Below are 17435 nucleotides of genomic sequence, written 5' to 3'. Positions count from 1 at the left end.
GCGATGTACAATGTTCTTTTGGTCGACGATGAAATTAATATTCTCGAGGGGATTGCAGCATTAGTAGATTGGGAAAAGTGCGGAACAACATTACAGGTGAAAGCATTTAACGGGCAAATGGCTTTTGAATTTATTAAGGATAATCCTCCGGACATTGTCATCACAGATATTAAAATGCCAGGGCTTAATGGAGTAGAGTTAATCCAGCGGGTTCACCGTATTTACCCGGATATAAAATTTATCGTCTTGTCTGGTTATGATGAGTTTCAATTTGCTAAAACGGCAATGGAATGTAATGTGAAGCATTATTTACTCAAACCTAGCAACGAGAAAAAAATAGAGGCAGCACTTCAGCAAGTGGTTGCTGATCTGGAAGAACAACAACGCAAACAAGTATTTATGGAAAATATGCGGAGCCATTTACAAAAAGTTATGCCAAAAGCGAAAGAGCAATTTTTGAAGGATTACATTACAAATAAAAAATACAACATCCAGGATTGGGAAAGCTACAGCCAATTATTCGATTTAAATACAAACTCCACCGAATTCCGCCTGATCGTCTTAGCAGTAGACGAGGCACATGAGTATGAGCAACAATTTGCATTGAAACAAATGGTTACTGGAGAAATGGGTAAAAATCGTGATATTCCACTTTCGACAACGATAGGGGAGAAAATCGTCCTTTTGGCAGAAGATGTCCCTCTGCCAGAACTGACAGCCAAATTAAAGGAAACAAAACAAACCTATAAAAATTTTTACCAAAAGACGTTTACTACTGCCATAAGCGACCCGGGCGGCATTGGACAGCTTCGTTCCATGTATAATGAGGCACTAAATTGTCTGACTCAGCGCTTCTACTTAGCAAATGGAAGTATTATTACTGTGCAGGACATCGGGAAGGAAGCAGGAAGATTTAAAGATTTGCAGTACGATCATGAAGATTTAATCCTAGCGGTGAGAAGCGGAAACACAGACGTTGTACATATTTATTTGACTGAATTTTTCGATGATATCCGCTGCCAAAAATACGAGGCTGGCTTAGTAAAATCGCATAGTCTAGAGATGTATATGTCGATTATCCGGCAGGCTGGGAAGGGAGATATGGATCATTATTTTCAACAAGTAATATTTTTTCAGCAGTATGAGCGGTTTGATGAAATAAAGCAATTTATTATTTCTGTTGCTGAAGAGATAACAAATTATCATTATGAACGTACAAAACAAACGCAAACCAATATTATTAGGCGGGTTGTTGCATATGTAGAGGAAAACCTGGCAGATACGGAACTTTCCTTAACGAAAATAGCTGCTGAGGTCCTTTATATGAACCCTGACTATTTAGGAAAGCTTTTTAAAAAGGAAAAAGGAGAACGATTTTCTAATTTTCTGATAAGCCGGCGGATAGAGAGTGCTATTGACATAATCAAAGACTCAGAACAGGTAAAGGTATTTGAAGTAGCAGAAGCGGTTGGTTTTGGCAATAATCCGCGCTATTTTGGGCAAGTTTTTAAAAAATATACTGGAGTGACTCCAACTGAATTTAAAAATAAGTCGGAAAAGTAGAGCTGGACAGCTAATCGGTTCGGCTCTGTTTTTTTTTGATAGATTGATAATATTTTTTGTTATCTTTTTTGACTGTTTTTTATACATCGATATCTGAAAATTTTATTTTTTATGAATAAGGCTTGCTTTATGATGAAGTTAAGAATTAGAAAGCGCTTTCAAATAGTAAGGGGGAGGATGTTTTAAATGAAAAAAAGTTTACTGTTGGGTTTCTTAATGGTATTGGCTTTGATTATTTTCTTGTCAGCATGTTCGGAATCGGATGAAGCTGCAGGGGAAGGGGGGAGCGATAGTGATAACGCAGAAGTTGGCGACCAGGTAACTTTACGCATGACCTGGTGGGGATCTCAAAGCCGCCACGATCAAACACAGGAAATTATAAAAAAGTTTGAAGAGGAGAATCCGGATATCAACATCGAGGCAGAATTCACTGGGTTTGATGGCTATTTCGAAAAAATGGCTGCTCAGGCAGCAGGGAACAACCTTCCGGACATTATGCAACAGAACTTTGGTGAATATTTGAACCAATATGCCGATAAAGGGCTGCTCGCCGATTTATCCGAGTATGTGGAAAGTGGAGAAATCGATGTGGAAGGCGTCAGTGATACGGTAATGGAATCGGGTGTTAAAGACGGCAAATTGTTAGGGATTCCTACAGGCACAAACGCGCTGGCAGCTTTCTATAATACTGACATGCTGGAGGAGGCTGGCGCAGATATTCCTGATGAAAGCTGGACATGGGAAGATTATCTAGCGATAGCCGAACAGGTTCACGAGCAAACCGGAGAGTACGGAACGAGATTAATGGAACCGAAGAATTTATTTGAATATTATTTGAGAGAAAAAGGTGAGAAGCTGTTCAATGAAGACGGAACAGACCTTGGATATGAGAATGATCAGTTACTTGAAGATTACTTCACCATGAATAAAAAGATGGTAGAAGCAGAGATAGCTCCCGGATATGATACCATCCAGCAAATAAAGGGTGTGGAAGATGAGTTGATTGTCCATGGAAAAGCGCCATTTGACTTCAGATGGTCTAACCAGGCAACTGCATTAACTAGTGCTGCCGGAGACCGCAATTTGGAAATGACCCTGCTTCCTGGTTCAAACAATGTAGAAGGGATGTATTTGAAACCGGCAATGCTCTGGTCTGTGAGTGAGAATTCAGAGCATAAGGAAGAGGCCGTAAGGTTCATTGACTTTTTCACCAATAGCATTGAAGTATACAAGATCGGCGGTTCTGACCGCGGGGTGCCGATCAAGGAAGAAATAAGAAATGAAATGGCAGCCGATTTAAGTGAAACAGACAAAAAAGTCTTTGACTATATTGAACTAGTTACCGAGAACAGTTCGCCGATTGATTCAAACTTCCCGCCAGAATCATCAGAGATATTAGCCGCACTGGAGGAAGTTGATGAGTTGGTCATGTATGGCGAATTAACTCCGGAAGAAGGCGCAAAGCAATTCAGGGAAAAAGCTACATCCGTACTGAACAGATAAATAAATGGGAGATGGCCCTGAAGCGAGGTGGTCAGGGCCATTTTCCTATCTATCCTAATACTTTAAGAAAGAGATGAGGGCGATGATTCCAAAAAAAGAAGAGCAAAACACAGCAAATGTGAAAGCAGCTTCTTCGAAATCAACGACAAAAAAGTATTTAAAGCCGCTCGAACCTGCCCAACGCAAGTCAAAGTCGAATAATAAAAATGCAACGGGCTACCTTTTTATTTCGCCGTTCCTGCTAGGTTTTTTCACTTTGACAATTTTTCCGATCCTTTATTCTTTATATTTGTCCTTCACAGATTATGATTTAATGGGCACACCTAACTGGATTGGCCTTGATAACTATGTACGCATGTTCACCAATGATCCGACGTTCTGGAAGTCGATGGAGGTCACTTTCTTTTATGCAGGAGTTGCAGTACCGATTCGATTGGTGTTCGCTTTATTAGTCGCGATGGCCTTAAATAAAATCGTCGAAATGGTCGGTATTTACCGGACTCTATTGTATTTGCCTTCTGTTGTCGGAGGCAGTATCGCCGTTTCCATTATGTGGCGGCAACTGTTCGGGAATGAAGGGGCATTTAACTCTATTCTAAGTACGTTAGGCTTACCGACTCACTCCTGGCTGGGGGATCCAGATACTGCTATTTGGACATTGATTGTATTGTATGGATGGCAATTCGGGTCTTCGATGCTGATATTTTTGGCAGGTTTGCGGAACATTCCGAAGACATATTACGAAGCTTCCAGTGTTGATGGGGCTGGACCTGTGAAACAGTTTTTCATCATAACCATACCGCTGTTGACCCCGGTGATATTATTTAATACGATCATGCAGGTGATTCAAGGATTTATGGCGTTTACGCCGAGTTTCGTTGTCACCAATGGCGGGCCGGTCAACAGTACATTGCTTTATGTACTTTATATGTACCAGCGGGCGTTTGAGTATTTCGATATGGGATATGCTTCAGCGATGGCTTGGGTGATGCTTATCATTATTGCCATTTTTACAGCAGTAATCTTTAAAAGCTCTCCGCATTGGGTCCATTATGAATCCGAGAATAAGTAGGGAAAGGAGAAGACGGTAATGAAAAAAACAAAGACCAAAAAAACCTTGCAGCATACCTTTATGATCATCTTTACGTTGATTATGATATATCCCCTCGTCTGGATGGTGAGCAGTTCTTTAAAAGAAAGTTCTAGTGTTTTCGTTGATGCACACTCCTTAATCCCGGATGGCTGGCATTTTGAAAACTATCTAACAGGATGGAAAGGATTTGCCGGCATTACCTTCAGTACGTTTTTTATCAACTCAGCGATCATCTCTGTCGTAGCCACAGTGGGAAGTATCATTTCTTCTACTTTCATAGCCTATGGATTTGCCAGGGTGAAATTCGCAGGTAAAAGTGTTTGGTTTATTTGTATGATGCTGACGATGATGCTCCCGTTTGAAATGGTAATGATCCCCCAGTATATTATGTTCAATAAGTTCGGCTGGATTGACACGTACTTACCATTGATTCTTCCAACCTTTTTTGGGATACCGTTTTTCATATTCCTGATCATGCAGTTTATCCGTACAATTCCTACAGAGTTGGATGAAGCAGCAAAAATAGACGGTTGTAATAGCTTTCAAATTTTTTACCGGATAATCGTACCGCTAATTGTACCGGCAATGATGACGTCGGCGATCTTTTCCTTTTACTGGCGATGGGATGACTTTATGGGACCGCTCATTTATTTGTCCACACCGGAAAAATATCCGGTTTCTTTAGCTTTGAAACTGTTTTCCGACCCTAACTCGGTAACCAACTGGGGTGCAATGTTTGCAATGTCCACGCTCAGTATCCTGCCGATTTTTGTTATCTTTTTTGTTTTTCAAAGATATATTGTAGACGGAATCAGTACCAGTGGCTTGAAATCTTAAGAAAGGGAGTGGTCAAAAATGGTTTTAACAAATCATACAAAAACGAATAGGCAGTTGAAAACTCCGCTTGATTGGGGAAAGGCGGCATGTGATTCCTTAATGGCTGCATATAAGCCTTCCGAGCTTCCTCCTGATGGCAGATGGCACTATCACCAAGGAGTTTTTCTGGAAAGTATGCGCCAGCTAAAGGAGGCAATTGGCGGCCAAAATTATTTTGCCTACATTAAAGTTTACGTCGATCATAATATCGATGAAAATGGTAATTTCCTCTGGAATCGCAAGGAACTTGATGCCATTCAAGCAGGGTTGCTATTGTTCGAACTCGATCAACAAACAGAGGATCCCCGCTATCGAATTGCTGCAGCTAAGTTAAGGAATATGTTTCCAACACTAAACAGGACATCGGATGGGGGTTTTTGGCATAAGGATCGTTATCCGTATCAAATGTGGCTGGACGGGTTGTATATGGGCGGAGTATTTGCCATGAACTACGCCAAGATATACGAGGAGCCGGAGCTGCTCGATATGGTGCTAGAGCAGGAGCGATTGATGCGAAGGCATACGAGAGACCAACAGACAGGACTGTACCATCATGCCTGGGATGAGAGTAAGATTCAACCATGGGCAGATGAAAAGACAGGTAAGTCGCCGGAATTTTGGGGCAGGGCGATTGGCTGGTATGGAATTACGTTTAATGAAATTCTCAGCTTTCTGCCGGATAATCATGCCTCCAAGATGGAAATTTCCTCAGCTTTGAAGGACTTAGCGGCAAGCCTGATTAGTTATCAAGACCCCGATACAGGCTTGTGGTATCAAGTCGTCGATAAACCGGAAGCAGACGGAAACTGGATAGAAACTTCCTGCTCGGCATTGTTTATTTATACCATTGCCCGCGCAATCCGCGGAGGGCATCTGGATGAAAGTTTTAAGCCTTACGCAATTAAAGGGTATCGTGGGCTGCTGGAACGCATGAAATTTGATGCGCAAGGACATTTCATCATGCCGGAAATTTGTATCGGAACAGGGGTAGGCGATTTTGCCCATTATATCAACCGCCCGAAAACAGATAACGACCTGCACGGTGTCGGTTCTTTTATCCTGGCGAGTATAGAGATGCAGGCATTGCTGCCCGAGTTATAAACAGAAGCAAAGCCTGATGGACTTAAAAATACTAACTGGGAGTGGGAGATATGAGAAAATTCGCAGTATGCGGTGTTAGTAAGCGTGCGATGGGCATGTTTATAAAACCAATGGTGGATAGCTTTGCCGCAACCAGTAAGTTGGTTGGATTGCTTGATAAGGATCCCAAACGTTTTGCGGTATGCAAAGCCGAACTTCCGGAGATCGAACACGTGCCGGAATATACGGAAGCTCAATTTAATCATATGATTGCTGAAACAAAACCTGATGCCATTATCGTAGCAAGTCGGGATGATACGCATGTTGATTATATACTGAAGGCATTAAAGTGCGATTTGGATGTAATAACGGAAAAGCCGATGACGACAACAGCAATTGACAGCAAGCGGGTAATGGATGCCGAAGCGAAAAGCAAGGGAAGCGTAACTGTTACCTTTAACTACCGTTATAGCCCTTACCATATGCGGATCAAGGAATTAATACTGGCAGGAAAGGTTGGCAGGATTACCTCTGTTGACTTAAACTGGTATATCGATACGTACCACGGCTCCAGTTACTTCCAACGGTGGAATCGAATGAGAGAATTCTCGGGCGGATTGTCCATTCATAAATCCTCCCACCACTTTGATTTAGTCAATTGGTGGATTGATCAACGTCCGATAGAAGCTTTTGCCTTTGGTGCCCTCAACTATTATGGGCCAGACGGAGAGCATAACCCGCTTAGGGAAGATGGCCGCCACTGCAAAACGTGCCAGGTGAAGCATGACTGTGCTTATTACTCGAGATGGAATTCACGGAGCAATAGTGTCATCGTTCAAGATGATCATATCGACTCAGATGTGGCCAGGAAGGATGCCTATACCAGCTATCGGCCTGACCAATGTGTGTTCGACTCTGAGATAAATATCGAAGATACTTATACAGCAACTGTCAGGTATGATAAAGGGGCTTTGCTGAGTTATTCAATCAACTTTTCTCTTCCTTACGAAGGATATCGGCTGGCAATCAACGGAACCAAAGGCCGAATTGAAACGACGGAATTTCATGCTCCTTCCCGCGTACCGTTTCCTGTTCCCGAACAAACGATTGACTTTTTTCCTCTCTTTGGATCGAAAGAAACGATTCATGTGCTGAAAAGGGATGGGGGGCATGGCGGCGGCGATCCGGTTATCCAGGAGGATATATTTATGGGAGAAGACCCGCTTCGTCCTTATACAGTTTTGTCAGGGAGTAAAGATGGAGCATATGCAGTTACTTTAGGAGAAGCAGTCTGGCGTTCAGCACAGGAGAACCGGCCCATCAGAATTGAAGATTTGTTAAATCAGCAAACGGTAGGGAGTAGAACCGTGGATAAATACGGAACCTAGTAATCTAGTGTTAGCAACGGTCAATCGTATGGCCGGTATCAGGGAGGCTTATCTATGCAAATGGGGCGTTTATTGAATGGTGTGTTGGTTTTCTGTAAGTGGATTACCCATTTCACTATTCTCAATTTACTTTGGATTGGCTGTACATTGCTGGGCGGTATAATATTCGGGATAGCTCCCAGTACGGTGGCGATGTATGCCGTATCACGGAAACATTTAATAGGAGAGGAGGATGCGCCTGTTTTCCGGATATTCTGGCAGGTTTATCGCCAGGAGTTCTTCCGTGCAAATCGAATGGGGTTGATTTTGGCGGGGTTTGGGATTGTTTGGTATTTTGATTTGCACTTTTTCCGCCAATTTGAAGGAGGATTTTATACTATAATGAATTATTTGATGACCATCATCGGGTTAACGTATATTATCCTCTTAGTTTATATTCTGCCTGTCTATGTCCATTATGAATTAAGTGTATTTGCTTACATAAAGCACGCCTTGATCATCGGCTTCCTACACCCTGCAAACCTAATACTGATGCTGGCTGGATCGCTGTCGACTTATTACTTTTTTATTAGCTTTCCTGGGTTCATCCCTTTGTTCGGCTTTACGGTGTTTGCCCATCTGAATATGTGGCTCGCCTTTAAATGCTTTGAAAATGTGGAGGATGCTGCTGTAGCAAGCAGGGTCCCCTGAAAAGCGGGGCAAGCCAGCTGTAAGCATGATTTTGGTGGAGGGAGACTTCTAGCTGAATCATGCTGTTTTTTTAGTTAGAGCTTTAATTGGTTAGGTGGTGGGTCAAACAATGGAATTGCTTTTTATTTTTTTAAATATTATTGTGCCAGTGTTCATATTAATTGGCATCGGAGCCTGGCTGCATAAGTTATTCGTGTTAGATTTATATACACTTGCCAAGCTGAATATCTATTTTTTGAGCCCTGGTTTTGTATTGATTAATTTATATGAGTCGGATTTTTCGCTGTATATGCTTTGGTCGGTGTTTGGATTTTTTTCATTATTTATCGTTTGTTTGTATATTCTAGTTAAGCTGATAGCGAAAATCGGCAAGTATAGTAAGAGTGTTGAAGGTGTGTTTATCAACAGCGTTATATTGTATAACTCCGGCAATTACGGAATACCTGTCAATGATTTGGTTTTTAAACAGGATTCTCTGGCTGCAACAATTCAAGTAATCGTCATGACCTTTCAGAACGTACTGTCTTATTCATTTGGGATTTTTTCCTTGAAAGCGGTCGGTGAAGGGAAGCTGCGGGCATTTATTGGGCTTCTGCGGATGCCGGCAATTTACGCAATGTCGATAGGTATATTGCTAAATATGCTAAATATCCAGCTGCCGATCTTTTTGTTAAAGCCCGGAGAGTATATCGGCAATGCTATGATTGGCATTGCTTTGTTGACTTTGGGTGCTCAGGTCGCCCAGTTATCCTTTAATCCAAGGCTGCTAACCGTCTACGTAAGTTTGCTGGTAAGGCTGGCCTTAGGGCCAGCCATTGCGGGCATCCTGCTCTCGAGTATGGGCTATCAAGGATTGCTTGCTCAGGCTCTGTTCATATCTTCGGCTATGCCGAGTTCTGTCAATAGTGCTATCATTGCTCAGGAGTACCGGAATGAACCTGAACTAGCCGCCCAAATTGTCCTCGCTTCGACTGTATTGAGCATGCTTACCGTGACAGTCACTATCTATTTTTCCTATCTCATGTATTAATCCGTCAGGTAGAATGCTTCGTTTTTTCCAGCATCTTATTAAGAAAAGTTTTGGAAGCAAGTCTCTCTTCAGGGGTATTGGCGGCTTCCATGATAATATCAGTTTCTGGCTTCCATTTATTCAACAGCCGGAAATATAATTGGTAGTCTAACTGCCCCTGACCCGGGGGGACAGTAACAATTTTCCCCTCCCTTATTATCCGGTCTTTGGCGTGGCAGGCAATAACACGTTTTCCGAGCAGGTTAAAAGCATGTTTGATCACCTCTTGCTGTCGGTTGAAATTGTTTTCATTCAACAGGTTACCAGGGTCTAATACGACACCGATTTTGTCGGAAGATAGCTGGTTTAACATCCGGTCTAATGTTTCAGCGTCTCCAATCAAATGGTCGTTAGCCGGCTCAATTCCAATAAAAACGCCCCATCTTTCCGCTGTCTCCGTAAGCTCCTGTAAGCTTCCCTGCAACGTTTCCCAATCTTCGTCTGTAAATCCATCAGGCATTTTCCCGACCTCTGCTGCAACTATATGACAGTCAAACACCGGAGCATAACGAATTAATTCTTTGAATCGTTCAATGTTGCGCTGCCTTTTATGCTTATCCCGGTCAAACAGATGCAGATAACATGCTAGTACAGAGATGGAAACTCCTTGTTCCTTAAATGAGTCTCTAATATTCCTTGCCAAACCAGGGCTTAACTTTCCCGGACTGCTAAAATCGGGTGATTCAACTGCTTTCCATAAAGCAAGCTGGACATGGGAAAAACCTGCCTGGCCAACTTGTTCAGCAAGTTGCTGATAGGGCAATCTGCCAAATAGATGTGCCAATACACCAATGGACATATCATCTCATCTCCTTTTTCTTTTAAACTGCTCGCTCTGGCGATACGCTGAAAATTCGGAGCTCCCTGACACATGGCAGGTTTACTCCAATTCGGGATGAGGTGCTATCGAGCCGTCAACGGGAAGTACAGGGTGTCCAGAGAGGAAAACTTCCTTTAACCATGATAAGCTTCTCCTCTGCTGACAGCACTATCATCCAGTTTCCTGCTTGAACCTGATATTTTCAATTCTGGTTCAAGGTAAATGGCAGTATCCGTGTTTTCCTGTTGAATTGTCGCCATTAATACATCCGCCAGCTTGTCTGAGATGGCAGCAAGCGGGACCCCGACAGTCGATAATGGGACTTCCATGTCATCACTTTCTGGCAGGTTATCATAACTGATGATGGAGATATCATTCGGTATCGACAATCCTTTCTCATGAACGGCCCGCAATATCCCTCGTGTGAGGTCGTGGCTGCCGCTCACGATTGCTGTCGGAAGCTCTTGGGCTTCAAAGACCTCCCTGGCAGCAGCATATCCGTCATATTGCTCTAATCCTGCTACTTGTATAAGCCTGCTGCTAACGTCGTCCGCGGGGTATAATCCGGTCATCGCTTGTTTAAAGCCAGTTGTTTTTTCCTGTTGTAATCGATCCTCTCCCAACATATCTCCGATATAAATGATTTTTTGATGGCCAGCAGAGCCAAGATATTCAACCGCAGTCTGAATGGCCTTTCTTCGATTGGCATCAACTGTGGGATACACTGAGGCAGAATTTGCAATACCATAGCTGACAATTGGTACAGTCGACTGATAGTTGTGGATATTTTCGCCATCATCAAAGGCAAGAATGGCATCGACCTGGTACCTATTAAAAGTGTTAATAGCAAATTCCATTTCATTTATCGAAATTAAGGTAGTGTAGGATAGCTGTTCTAACCGTTGGTTTAAGCTGGTAATCAAAGCAGCATGTGCTGCTCTCTCAATGGTCGGCCAGACTATCCCGATGGTATGCGACTTTTTTGATACTAGACTGCGTGCGGCCGCATTTGGCTGGTAACCTAACTGGCCGGCGATGTCGATAATCCGTTTTTTGGTCGGTTCCTTTACAAGAGGGCTGTCACGTAATGCCTTAGAGACAGTCGAATAACTGACCCCGGCAGATTTAGCTATATCTTTGATTGTAACTCCCATAGTACTCCTCCATCTCCTGGTGATTTTGTAACAAGTATATATGCCGCAACCAGGAAAGACAACGTTGTTCTGTGTCGGACAGCCGAATCCCGGTCGCTGCATTGACAGAATATTGTGTCCGCACTATAATAATAACAACGTTGTTATTATTTATCAAATAACTTTTTACAGGAGGCTAATGATGAACGAGTCAACGATTATCATCCAGAGTAGAGATAATGTAGCGATTGCTCTCAAGGATTTGGCGGCTGGTGAAAAAATAACCGCAGACGGGCAAACAATAACGGTTAACGCAGCTATTCCTGCCGGCCATAAGATTGCAAGAAAACCAATCGGAAAAAATGAAAACGTTATCAAGTATGGGTACCCAATCGGTCAGGCTAAAGAGCCTATCGACATCGGTGACTGGATTCACACCCATAATGTGGTCACCAATTTAGATGGCACCCTTGATTATGTCTATCAGCCAACGAACGACAAGGTAACCAGCCAATGCACAGGTGAGCGCACATTTGCAGGCTATGTCAGGAAAAATGGCGAAGTCGGCATTCGCAATGAAGTATGGATTATCAATACGGTTGGATGTATCAATAAGACGGCAGAAATCGTCGCTAAAATGGCAGATGAACAATATAGGGATGATCATATTGACGGCGTTTATCATTTTTCACATCTGTTCGGCTGTTCCCAGCTTGGCGATGACCTCCACAATACACAAAAAATTCTTAGCAATTTAGTCCACCACCCTAATGCCGCCGGAGTTCTGGTAATGGGGTTGGGCTGTGAAAACAATTATATATCCGAATTTAAAAAAGTAATCGGAGATTATGATGAAGACCGGGTCAAGTTTATCGGTGTTCAGGAGGCGGAGGATGAAATAGAAGATTCACTCGAACTCATTGAGCAGCTGGCAGACTATGCAAAATCTTTTAAAAGAAAGGCTGTTCCGGTTTCCAAGCTGAAAGTGGGCTTGAAATGCGGAGGGTCTGACGGTTTCTCCGGGATTACCGGAAATCCCCTGTTAGGTTCATTCTCCGATAAATTAATCTCTTATGGAGGCTCTACTGTGTTGACAGAAGTGCCGGAGATGTTCGGAGCTGAAACAATCTTGATGGGCAGGGCTAAAGATGAAATGACTTTCCGGAAAATTGTAGATCTAGTAAATGATTTCAAAGAATACTTTATTAAACATGGTCAAAATGTCTATGAAAATCCTTCTCCAGGAAATAAAGAAGGTGGTATCACAACTTTGGAAGAAAAGTCGCTAGGTAATGTCCAAAAGGGCGGTTTCGGTGAAATAGTAGACGTTCTTCCGTATGGCGACCGCATGACATCCGGCGGACTGAATTTGCTGCAGGGGCCTGGGAATGATTTGGTTTCGACCACGGCGCTTGCTGCATCTGGCGCCCATATCGTCCTGTTTACAACTGGCAGAGGCACGCCGTTTGGCGGTCCGGTTCCTACTGTCAAAATCTCGACGAATTCAGCATTGGCCGAAAAGAAAAAAAACTGGATTGACTTCAATGCGGGCCAATTATTAGAAGGAAAGAGTAAAGATGAGCTAACCAATACATTTTTTGATTATATTATCGATCTTGCCTCTGGTAAAGAGCGAGCTAATAATGAAAAATTCGGCTTTAAAGAGATTTCGATTTTCAAAGACGGAGTCATCCTGTAAATGGAAGGCTGGATATATAAGAGTTAAGGAGGGATAAGCATGCCTAAGTTAAGTAAAAGACTGCAAACAGTCTCACAGGAAGTGGAATGGCATCCCATTGAAGGCAGCATGCCGGAAAAGGTGCTGCAAATCGGGGAAGGAAATTTTTTGCGGGGTTTCGTCGACTGGATGGTCCATCAAATGAACAAGCAAGGTATTTTCAACGGCAGTATCGTGGCTGTCCAACCAACACCCCATGGCAGGGTTCTTCCTAAATTGGTGGAACAGGATTGCCTTTATACGACGGTTTTGCGCGGACGGCAAGATGGCAGAGTTGTAGATAAGGCTGAAATTATTCCGTCGATTTCAAGAGGGATTAACCCTTATGAGGAATGGGAGAAGGTTTTACAAACAGCAGCCTCCAGTGATCTGGAGATAATCATTTCCAACACAACGGAAGCAGGGATCACCTACATGGAGGAGCCATTTCCGGAAAAAGATTCACCGTTATCATTCCCAGGTAAACTAGCGGCTATCTTATATCACCGCTACCAGGCGTTTTCCGGTAAATCGGAAGCCGGGCTTTTCATCCTTCCTTGTGAGTTGATAGAAGGAAATGGCGGCAAGTTAAAAGCTTTGGTCAAGCAAATTGCCAGAGACTGGCAGCTTGGCAGTGACTTTATCGAGTGGGTGGAAACCGCTAATTATTTTTATGATACACTTGTTGACCGGATTGTCACAGGGTATCCAAATGGGGCTGGCGATGCCTTTATGGCAAGGCTTGGCTATCATGATCGATTGATGACCATTGGGGAACCGTACCACCTGTTTGTTATCGATGGAAATAAAGCAATCCGAGAGAAGTTCCCGCTTGACCAGGCAGGAATAAATGTAAAATGGGGAGACATTGAACGTTATCGACAATTAAAGGTTCGCTTATTGAATGGACCGCATACGTTAATGTCTTCCGTCGCTTTTTTGGCAGGAGCGGATACCGTTTTAGATGTGATGGAGGACAACGCACTACGCGGGTTTATTGACAAGGGCTTCGAGGAAATCCTGCTGACAGTCCCGATGGACAATAGAGTTAAGCAGGAATTCGCTGAAGCTGTCAAGGAACGGTTTTTAAATCCTTACAATAAGCATTATTTATTGGATATCGCTATGAATTCTATTTATAAATATAAAACAAGGCTGCTGCCTGCCTTGCACACATACACTGGTAAATCAGAAAAACTGCCAGAGGCGATTGTTTTGTCTCTTGCGGCATTGTTGGTCTTTTATCGTCCCATCCGGCACGGGGAAAAGGGGATCATCGGAATGCGTAATGGTGAAGAATATGCGGCACGGGAAAGTGAAATAACCGTCAAAAAAATCTCCGAATGCTGGGAAAAGTATTCAACTGGAGAAATCGGGATACCTGAACTAGTTTTTTCTTTTTTGGGCAGTCGATCGATTTGGGAAGCGGATTTAAACGAAATTGAACAATTGACACAGACTGTCAGCACTTATGTCGAACAAATACTTTTAAACGGTATGGAAGAGACTTTAAGAAAACTGTTGAAGGACAATGTTTCTCCGTTACTATAACCATATCGCAAGAAAGGCAGCTGCATCTGCGGGCAAGTAAATAAAACCTTGTTATCTAGCAGAGTCCGTGCTACAATCGAACCATAACGAACATAAACAAACATATTTATTACTTAGGGAAGGGAGCTGCTTTCCGGATGGGGAATTTATTTTCTTTACAAGGTAAAACAGCACTAGTAACCGGTGCCAGCAGAGGCCTTGGGCAAGGTATGTCTGTCGGTCTCGCTGAAGCGGGAGCGGAAGTAATCGGAGTTGGAACAAGAGACTTAAGCGATACACAAGCAAAAGTGGAATCGGCAGGCGGGAAATTCCATCAGATCATCAAAGACTTGTCAAAACAAGGAGCTGCTGCCGAGCTGGCTGCCGAAGCGATAAAAGTGACCGGCCGCATTGACATTCTGCTGAATAATGCCGGAATTATCCGCCGGTCAAACTTAGAGGAGTTTTCCGATGAGGACTGGTACCAGGTAATCGATGTTAATCAACACGCTGTCTTTCAGCTAAGCAGAGAAATCGGAAAACATATGCTGGAAAATGGGGCGGGAAAAATTATCAATATTGCATCGATGCTGTCTTTCCAAGGTGGTCTTAAGGTACCTGCTTACACAGCAAGCAAGCATGCTGTTGCAGGACTGACAAAATCTTTTGCAAATGAGTGGTCAAGCAAGGGAATAAATGTAAACGCTATCGCACCTGGTTACATGGCAACTGATAACACAGCGCCTATTAGAGAAAATCCCGAGAGAAATGAATTCATCACCTCCCGGATTCCACAGGGGCGTTGGGGCACACCAGATGATTTGAAAGGCGCTGCAGTCTTTTTAGCATCCGATGCGGCTGCTTATGTAAACGGTCAGGTTCTTTGTGTTGATGGCGGTTGGATGAGCTCTTAATGAAGAAAGGGGAAATGTAGAGTGGAAATCAGATATGCGACTAACCCTGCAGATATTAAGCAGTATGACACGGAGAGGATTAGACAGGAATTTCTAGTGGAAAATTTATTTGTTGAAGGGGAATTGAATCTTGTTTATTCTCACTATGATCGGTTGATTACAGGAGGAGCTATCCCAGTCGGAAAGCCGTTGTTTTTAAAAGCGGGAGACTTGTTGAAGACGGAATATTTCCTTGAGAGGCGTGAAGTTGGCATTATCAACATTTCAGAGGGAACGGGCAAGGTGACAGTTGATGGCGAAACCTATGAGCTAAATAAGCGGGATTGCCTTTATATCGGTCTCGGACATCAGGATGTATCATTTGAGAGTACCGATCAGAAAAAACCGGCCCGGTTATATATTGTTTCTGCCACAGCACACAAACAATATCCTACCCAAAAGTTAGCGATTGAAGAGGCGACACCTAACCATTTAGGTTCGGATAGTAAATCAAATAAACGAACGATTTACCAGTACATCCATGCAGGAGGAATAAAGAGCTGTCAGCTTATGATGGGGATGACACTGCTGGCGCCGAACAACATGTGGAATACAATGCCTCCGCATCTGCATGATCGGCGGATGGAAGCTTATCTCTACTTTGATATGGATGAAAACTCCCGTGTTATTCATTTTATGGGGCGTCCTGACGAGACCCGGCATATCGTAATGAAAAATGAACAAGTAGTTCTGTCACCGCCTTGGTCGATTCATTCAGGGGTTGGCACAAATAACTATACTTTTATTTGGGCAATGGCTGGGGAGAATTATACGTTTACAGATATGGATGGCGTCCAAATGGATGAACTAAGGTAGAAGGATAGCCAAAACTGCTAGGATTCGAGGTTCATATACTGCTGATCTGCTAGATCAATATCCAAGCAATCCGATTCATTCTTATTAAAGGTGAATCGGATTTTTTTAACCTATATTTATGCTAAAGCAACGGAAAATTGCAAAAAACGGGGGACTGTCTGTGGTAAAGTCAATAGAACATTTTTTTGAAGATATCTTTCACCATGCAATAAGGCAGCAGCCTGAACCTGACTGGTCTTTTGAATATAGAACGCATTTAAAGCAGGGTCTGTCACAAGCTTTAGGCGACTTTACCGATTGGGAAGGTGAAGGAACAGTTCCTGTTGTGCAGAAAGTAGTTAACAAAGGTAGTTATTCACAGGAATTGGTCACTTTCCGGCTCCCCAGCCAGTTGCTCGTCTCCATGTATATTTTGACCCCGCTTACTGGACAGAAAACTTATCCAGCGGTATTAGCCCTTCATGGCCATGGATATGGACCAGAGGAAATAATCGGGATTAGAAAAGACGGAAACGTTAAACAAACAGAAGATCTTCAATCGGACTATGCATTACAGTTAGTTAAGCGGGGAATCAAGGTATTTGTCCCGACCGTTTTAGGCTTTGGGGAGAGAATGTTCACCAGCGATTGGGATGCAGGAAAAGATAAATCCTGTGCTAAGATGGCCCAGCTGTTATTAATGGCAGGAAAAACATTAGCAGGTGCCCGAATATGGGAGGCCGCCAGGACGATAGATGTAATCGAAGCATATAACGATGTCCAGCCAGGCCGAATTGGGGTTTTCGGATTTTCGGGCGGAGCGATGGTGGCTGGGTATACTGCTGCATTGGATGATAGGATAATGAATGTGGTGTTAAGCGGTTACGCGAGCACGTTTGCAGGAAGTATTTTAAAATTGTCTCATTGTATCGACAATTATTTACCAGGTATATTGAAAACTGGAGAATTGCCTGACTTGCTCGGTTTGATTGCTCCACGGCCATTATTTATCGAAGCAGGGCAGGACGATCCGATTTTTCCGGTTGCTTCTGTAAAGGAAGCTGTTCAGCAATTGCAAGACTTGTACCGATACTACCGGCAAGGGAATAATTTTTGTTTTGATTTACACGGAAAAGGCCACCAGGTCAGCGGAGAAAGGTCATATGACTGGCTCGCCAGGGAAATGGCCGCTCAATAATATTCAGCTGGGACAAAGGCTGGAAAA

Annotated in this window: 15 protein-coding genes; 13 read left to right on the top strand and 2 right to left on the bottom strand. The window is 43.2% G+C overall.

The annotated features are described in order from the left end of the window. Positions 1–3: 3 nt before the first annotated feature. The 8 genes from BLR93_RS03615 to BLR93_RS03580 all read left to right on the top strand — a co-directional run bounded on the left by BLR93_RS03615 (position 4) and on the right by BLR93_RS03580 (position 9223). Complete coding sequence (locus BLR93_RS03615; RefSeq protein ID WP_093211300.1) at positions 4–1563, top strand: response regulator transcription factor; 1560 nt, start codon at positions 4–6, stop codon at positions 1561–1563. 186 nt (positions 1564–1749) lie between these two features. After that, on the top strand, positions 1750–3066 hold the full coding sequence (locus tag BLR93_RS03610; RefSeq protein ID WP_093211298.1) for an ABC transporter substrate-binding protein: 1317 nt from the start codon (positions 1750–1752) through the stop codon (positions 3064–3066). Positions 3067–3148: 82 nt separating this feature from the next. Then, positions 3149–4138, top strand: coding sequence for a carbohydrate ABC transporter permease (locus BLR93_RS03605; protein WP_093211295.1), 990 nt, complete (start codon positions 3149–3151; stop codon positions 4136–4138). 18 nt (positions 4139–4156) lie between these two features. Continuing rightward, positions 4157–4996 (top strand): carbohydrate ABC transporter permease, encoded by an 840-nt coding sequence (locus tag BLR93_RS03600; protein ID WP_093211293.1) that lies wholly within the window; start codon positions 4157–4159, stop codon positions 4994–4996. Between the two features lie 18 nt (positions 4997–5014). After that, a complete protein-coding gene (locus tag BLR93_RS03595; protein ID WP_093211291.1) occupies positions 5015–6136 on the top strand; it encodes a glycoside hydrolase family 88/105 protein in 1122 nt (373 codons plus the stop codon). Between the two features lie 50 nt (positions 6137–6186). Further along, positions 6187–7503 carry a Gfo/Idh/MocA family protein gene (locus BLR93_RS03590; protein WP_093211289.1) on the top strand — a complete coding sequence of 439 codons (1317 nt, stop codon included), beginning with the start codon at positions 6187–6189 and terminating at the stop codon, positions 7501–7503. A gap of 54 nt (positions 7504–7557) precedes the next feature. Next, positions 7558–8193 (top strand): YesL family protein, encoded by a 636-nt coding sequence (locus BLR93_RS03585; protein ID WP_093211287.1) that lies wholly within the window; start codon positions 7558–7560, stop codon positions 8191–8193. Positions 8194–8302: 109 nt separating this feature from the next. Then, complete coding sequence (locus tag BLR93_RS03580; RefSeq protein WP_093211285.1) at positions 8303–9223, top strand: AEC family transporter; 921 nt, start codon at positions 8303–8305, stop codon at positions 9221–9223. 4 nt (positions 9224–9227) lie between these two features. On the opposite strand, the gene BLR93_RS03575 is transcribed toward BLR93_RS03580, so the two are convergent. Together BLR93_RS03575 and BLR93_RS03570 are read right to left on the bottom strand one after the other, a co-directional pair. Further along, positions 9228–10061 carry a sugar phosphate isomerase/epimerase family protein gene (locus BLR93_RS03575; RefSeq protein WP_093211283.1) on the bottom strand — a complete coding sequence of 278 codons (834 nt, stop codon included), beginning with the start codon at positions 10059–10061 and terminating at the stop codon, positions 9228–9230. Positions 10062–10216: 155 nt separating this feature from the next. Continuing rightward, positions 10217–11236: a LacI family DNA-binding transcriptional regulator gene (locus BLR93_RS03570; protein WP_175559226.1), complete on the bottom strand. Its 1020-nt coding sequence runs from the start codon at positions 11234–11236 to the stop codon at positions 10217–10219. Positions 11237–11417: 181 nt separating this feature from the next. Here BLR93_RS03570 and BLR93_RS03565 point away from each other — a divergent pair, with 181 nt between their 5' ends. The 5 genes from BLR93_RS03565 to BLR93_RS03545 all read left to right on the top strand — a co-directional run bounded on the left by BLR93_RS03565 (position 11418) and on the right by BLR93_RS03545 (position 17408). After that, complete coding sequence (locus tag BLR93_RS03565; RefSeq protein WP_093211279.1) at positions 11418–12914, top strand: UxaA family hydrolase; 1497 nt, start codon at positions 11418–11420, stop codon at positions 12912–12914. A gap of 39 nt (positions 12915–12953) precedes the next feature. Then, positions 12954–14483 (top strand): tagaturonate reductase, encoded by a 1530-nt coding sequence (locus tag BLR93_RS03560; RefSeq protein ID WP_093211277.1) that lies wholly within the window; start codon positions 12954–12956, stop codon positions 14481–14483. Between the two features lie 137 nt (positions 14484–14620). Then, complete coding sequence (kduD, locus tag BLR93_RS03555) at positions 14621–15376, top strand: 2-dehydro-3-deoxy-D-gluconate 5-dehydrogenase KduD (RefSeq protein WP_093211275.1); 756 nt, start codon at positions 14621–14623, stop codon at positions 15374–15376. Between the two features lie 21 nt (positions 15377–15397). Further along, positions 15398–16231 carry a 5-dehydro-4-deoxy-D-glucuronate isomerase gene (gene kduI / locus BLR93_RS03550; protein WP_093211273.1) on the top strand — a complete coding sequence of 278 codons (834 nt, stop codon included), beginning with the start codon at positions 15398–15400 and terminating at the stop codon, positions 16229–16231. Between the two features lie 160 nt (positions 16232–16391). Continuing rightward, positions 16392–17408 (top strand): dienelactone hydrolase family protein, encoded by a 1017-nt coding sequence (locus BLR93_RS03545; RefSeq protein WP_175559225.1) that lies wholly within the window; start codon positions 16392–16394, stop codon positions 17406–17408. The last annotated feature ends 27 nt before the right edge of the window (positions 17409–17435 follow it).

Origin of the sequence: Sediminibacillus albus (genome assembly GCF_900101125.1) — a bacterium.
Classification (GTDB): domain Bacteria; phylum Bacillota; class Bacilli; order Bacillales; family Amphibacillaceae; genus Sediminibacillus; species Sediminibacillus albus.
Note: the sequence above shows the minus strand (reverse complement) of the source record. Positions and strands in the feature narration are given on the sequence as shown.

Excerpts from the sequence above, each read along its gene's own strand:
- BLR93_RS03615 (WP_093211300.1), top strand. The coding sequence starts at position 4 with ATGTACAATGTTCTTTTGGTCGACGATGAAATTAATATTCTCGAGGGG.
- BLR93_RS03585 (WP_093211287.1), top strand. The coding sequence starts at position 7,558 with ATGCAAATGGGGCGTTTATTGAATGGTGTGTTGGTTTTCTGTAAGTGG.
- BLR93_RS03610 (WP_093211298.1), top strand. The coding sequence starts at position 1,750 with ATGAAAAAAAGTTTACTGTTGGGTTTCTTAATGGTATTGGCTTTGATT.
- BLR93_RS03580 (WP_093211285.1), top strand. The coding sequence starts at position 8,303 with ATGGAATTGCTTTTTATTTTTTTAAATATTATTGTGCCAGTGTTCATA.
- BLR93_RS03595 (WP_093211291.1), top strand. The coding sequence starts at position 5,015 with ATGGTTTTAACAAATCATACAAAAACGAATAGGCAGTTGAAAACTCCG.
- BLR93_RS03590 (WP_093211289.1), top strand. The coding sequence starts at position 6,187 with ATGAGAAAATTCGCAGTATGCGGTGTTAGTAAGCGTGCGATGGGCATG.
- BLR93_RS03565 (WP_093211279.1), top strand. The coding sequence starts at position 11,418 with ATGAACGAGTCAACGATTATCATCCAGAGTAGAGATAATGTAGCGATT.
- kduD (WP_093211275.1), top strand. The coding sequence starts at position 14,621 with ATGGGGAATTTATTTTCTTTACAAGGTAAAACAGCACTAGTAACCGGT.
- BLR93_RS03600 (WP_093211293.1), top strand. The coding sequence starts at position 4,157 with ATGAAAAAAACAAAGACCAAAAAAACCTTGCAGCATACCTTTATGATC.
- BLR93_RS03560 (WP_093211277.1), top strand. The coding sequence starts at position 12,954 with ATGCCTAAGTTAAGTAAAAGACTGCAAACAGTCTCACAGGAAGTGGAA.
- BLR93_RS03570 (WP_175559226.1), bottom strand. The coding sequence starts at position 11,236 with ATGGGAGTTACAATCAAAGATATAGCTAAATCTGCCGGGGTCAGTTAT.
- BLR93_RS03575 (WP_093211283.1), bottom strand. The coding sequence starts at position 10,061 with ATGTCCATTGGTGTATTGGCACATCTATTTGGCAGATTGCCCTATCAG.
- BLR93_RS03605 (WP_093211295.1), top strand. The coding sequence starts at position 3,149 with ATGATTCCAAAAAAAGAAGAGCAAAACACAGCAAATGTGAAAGCAGCT.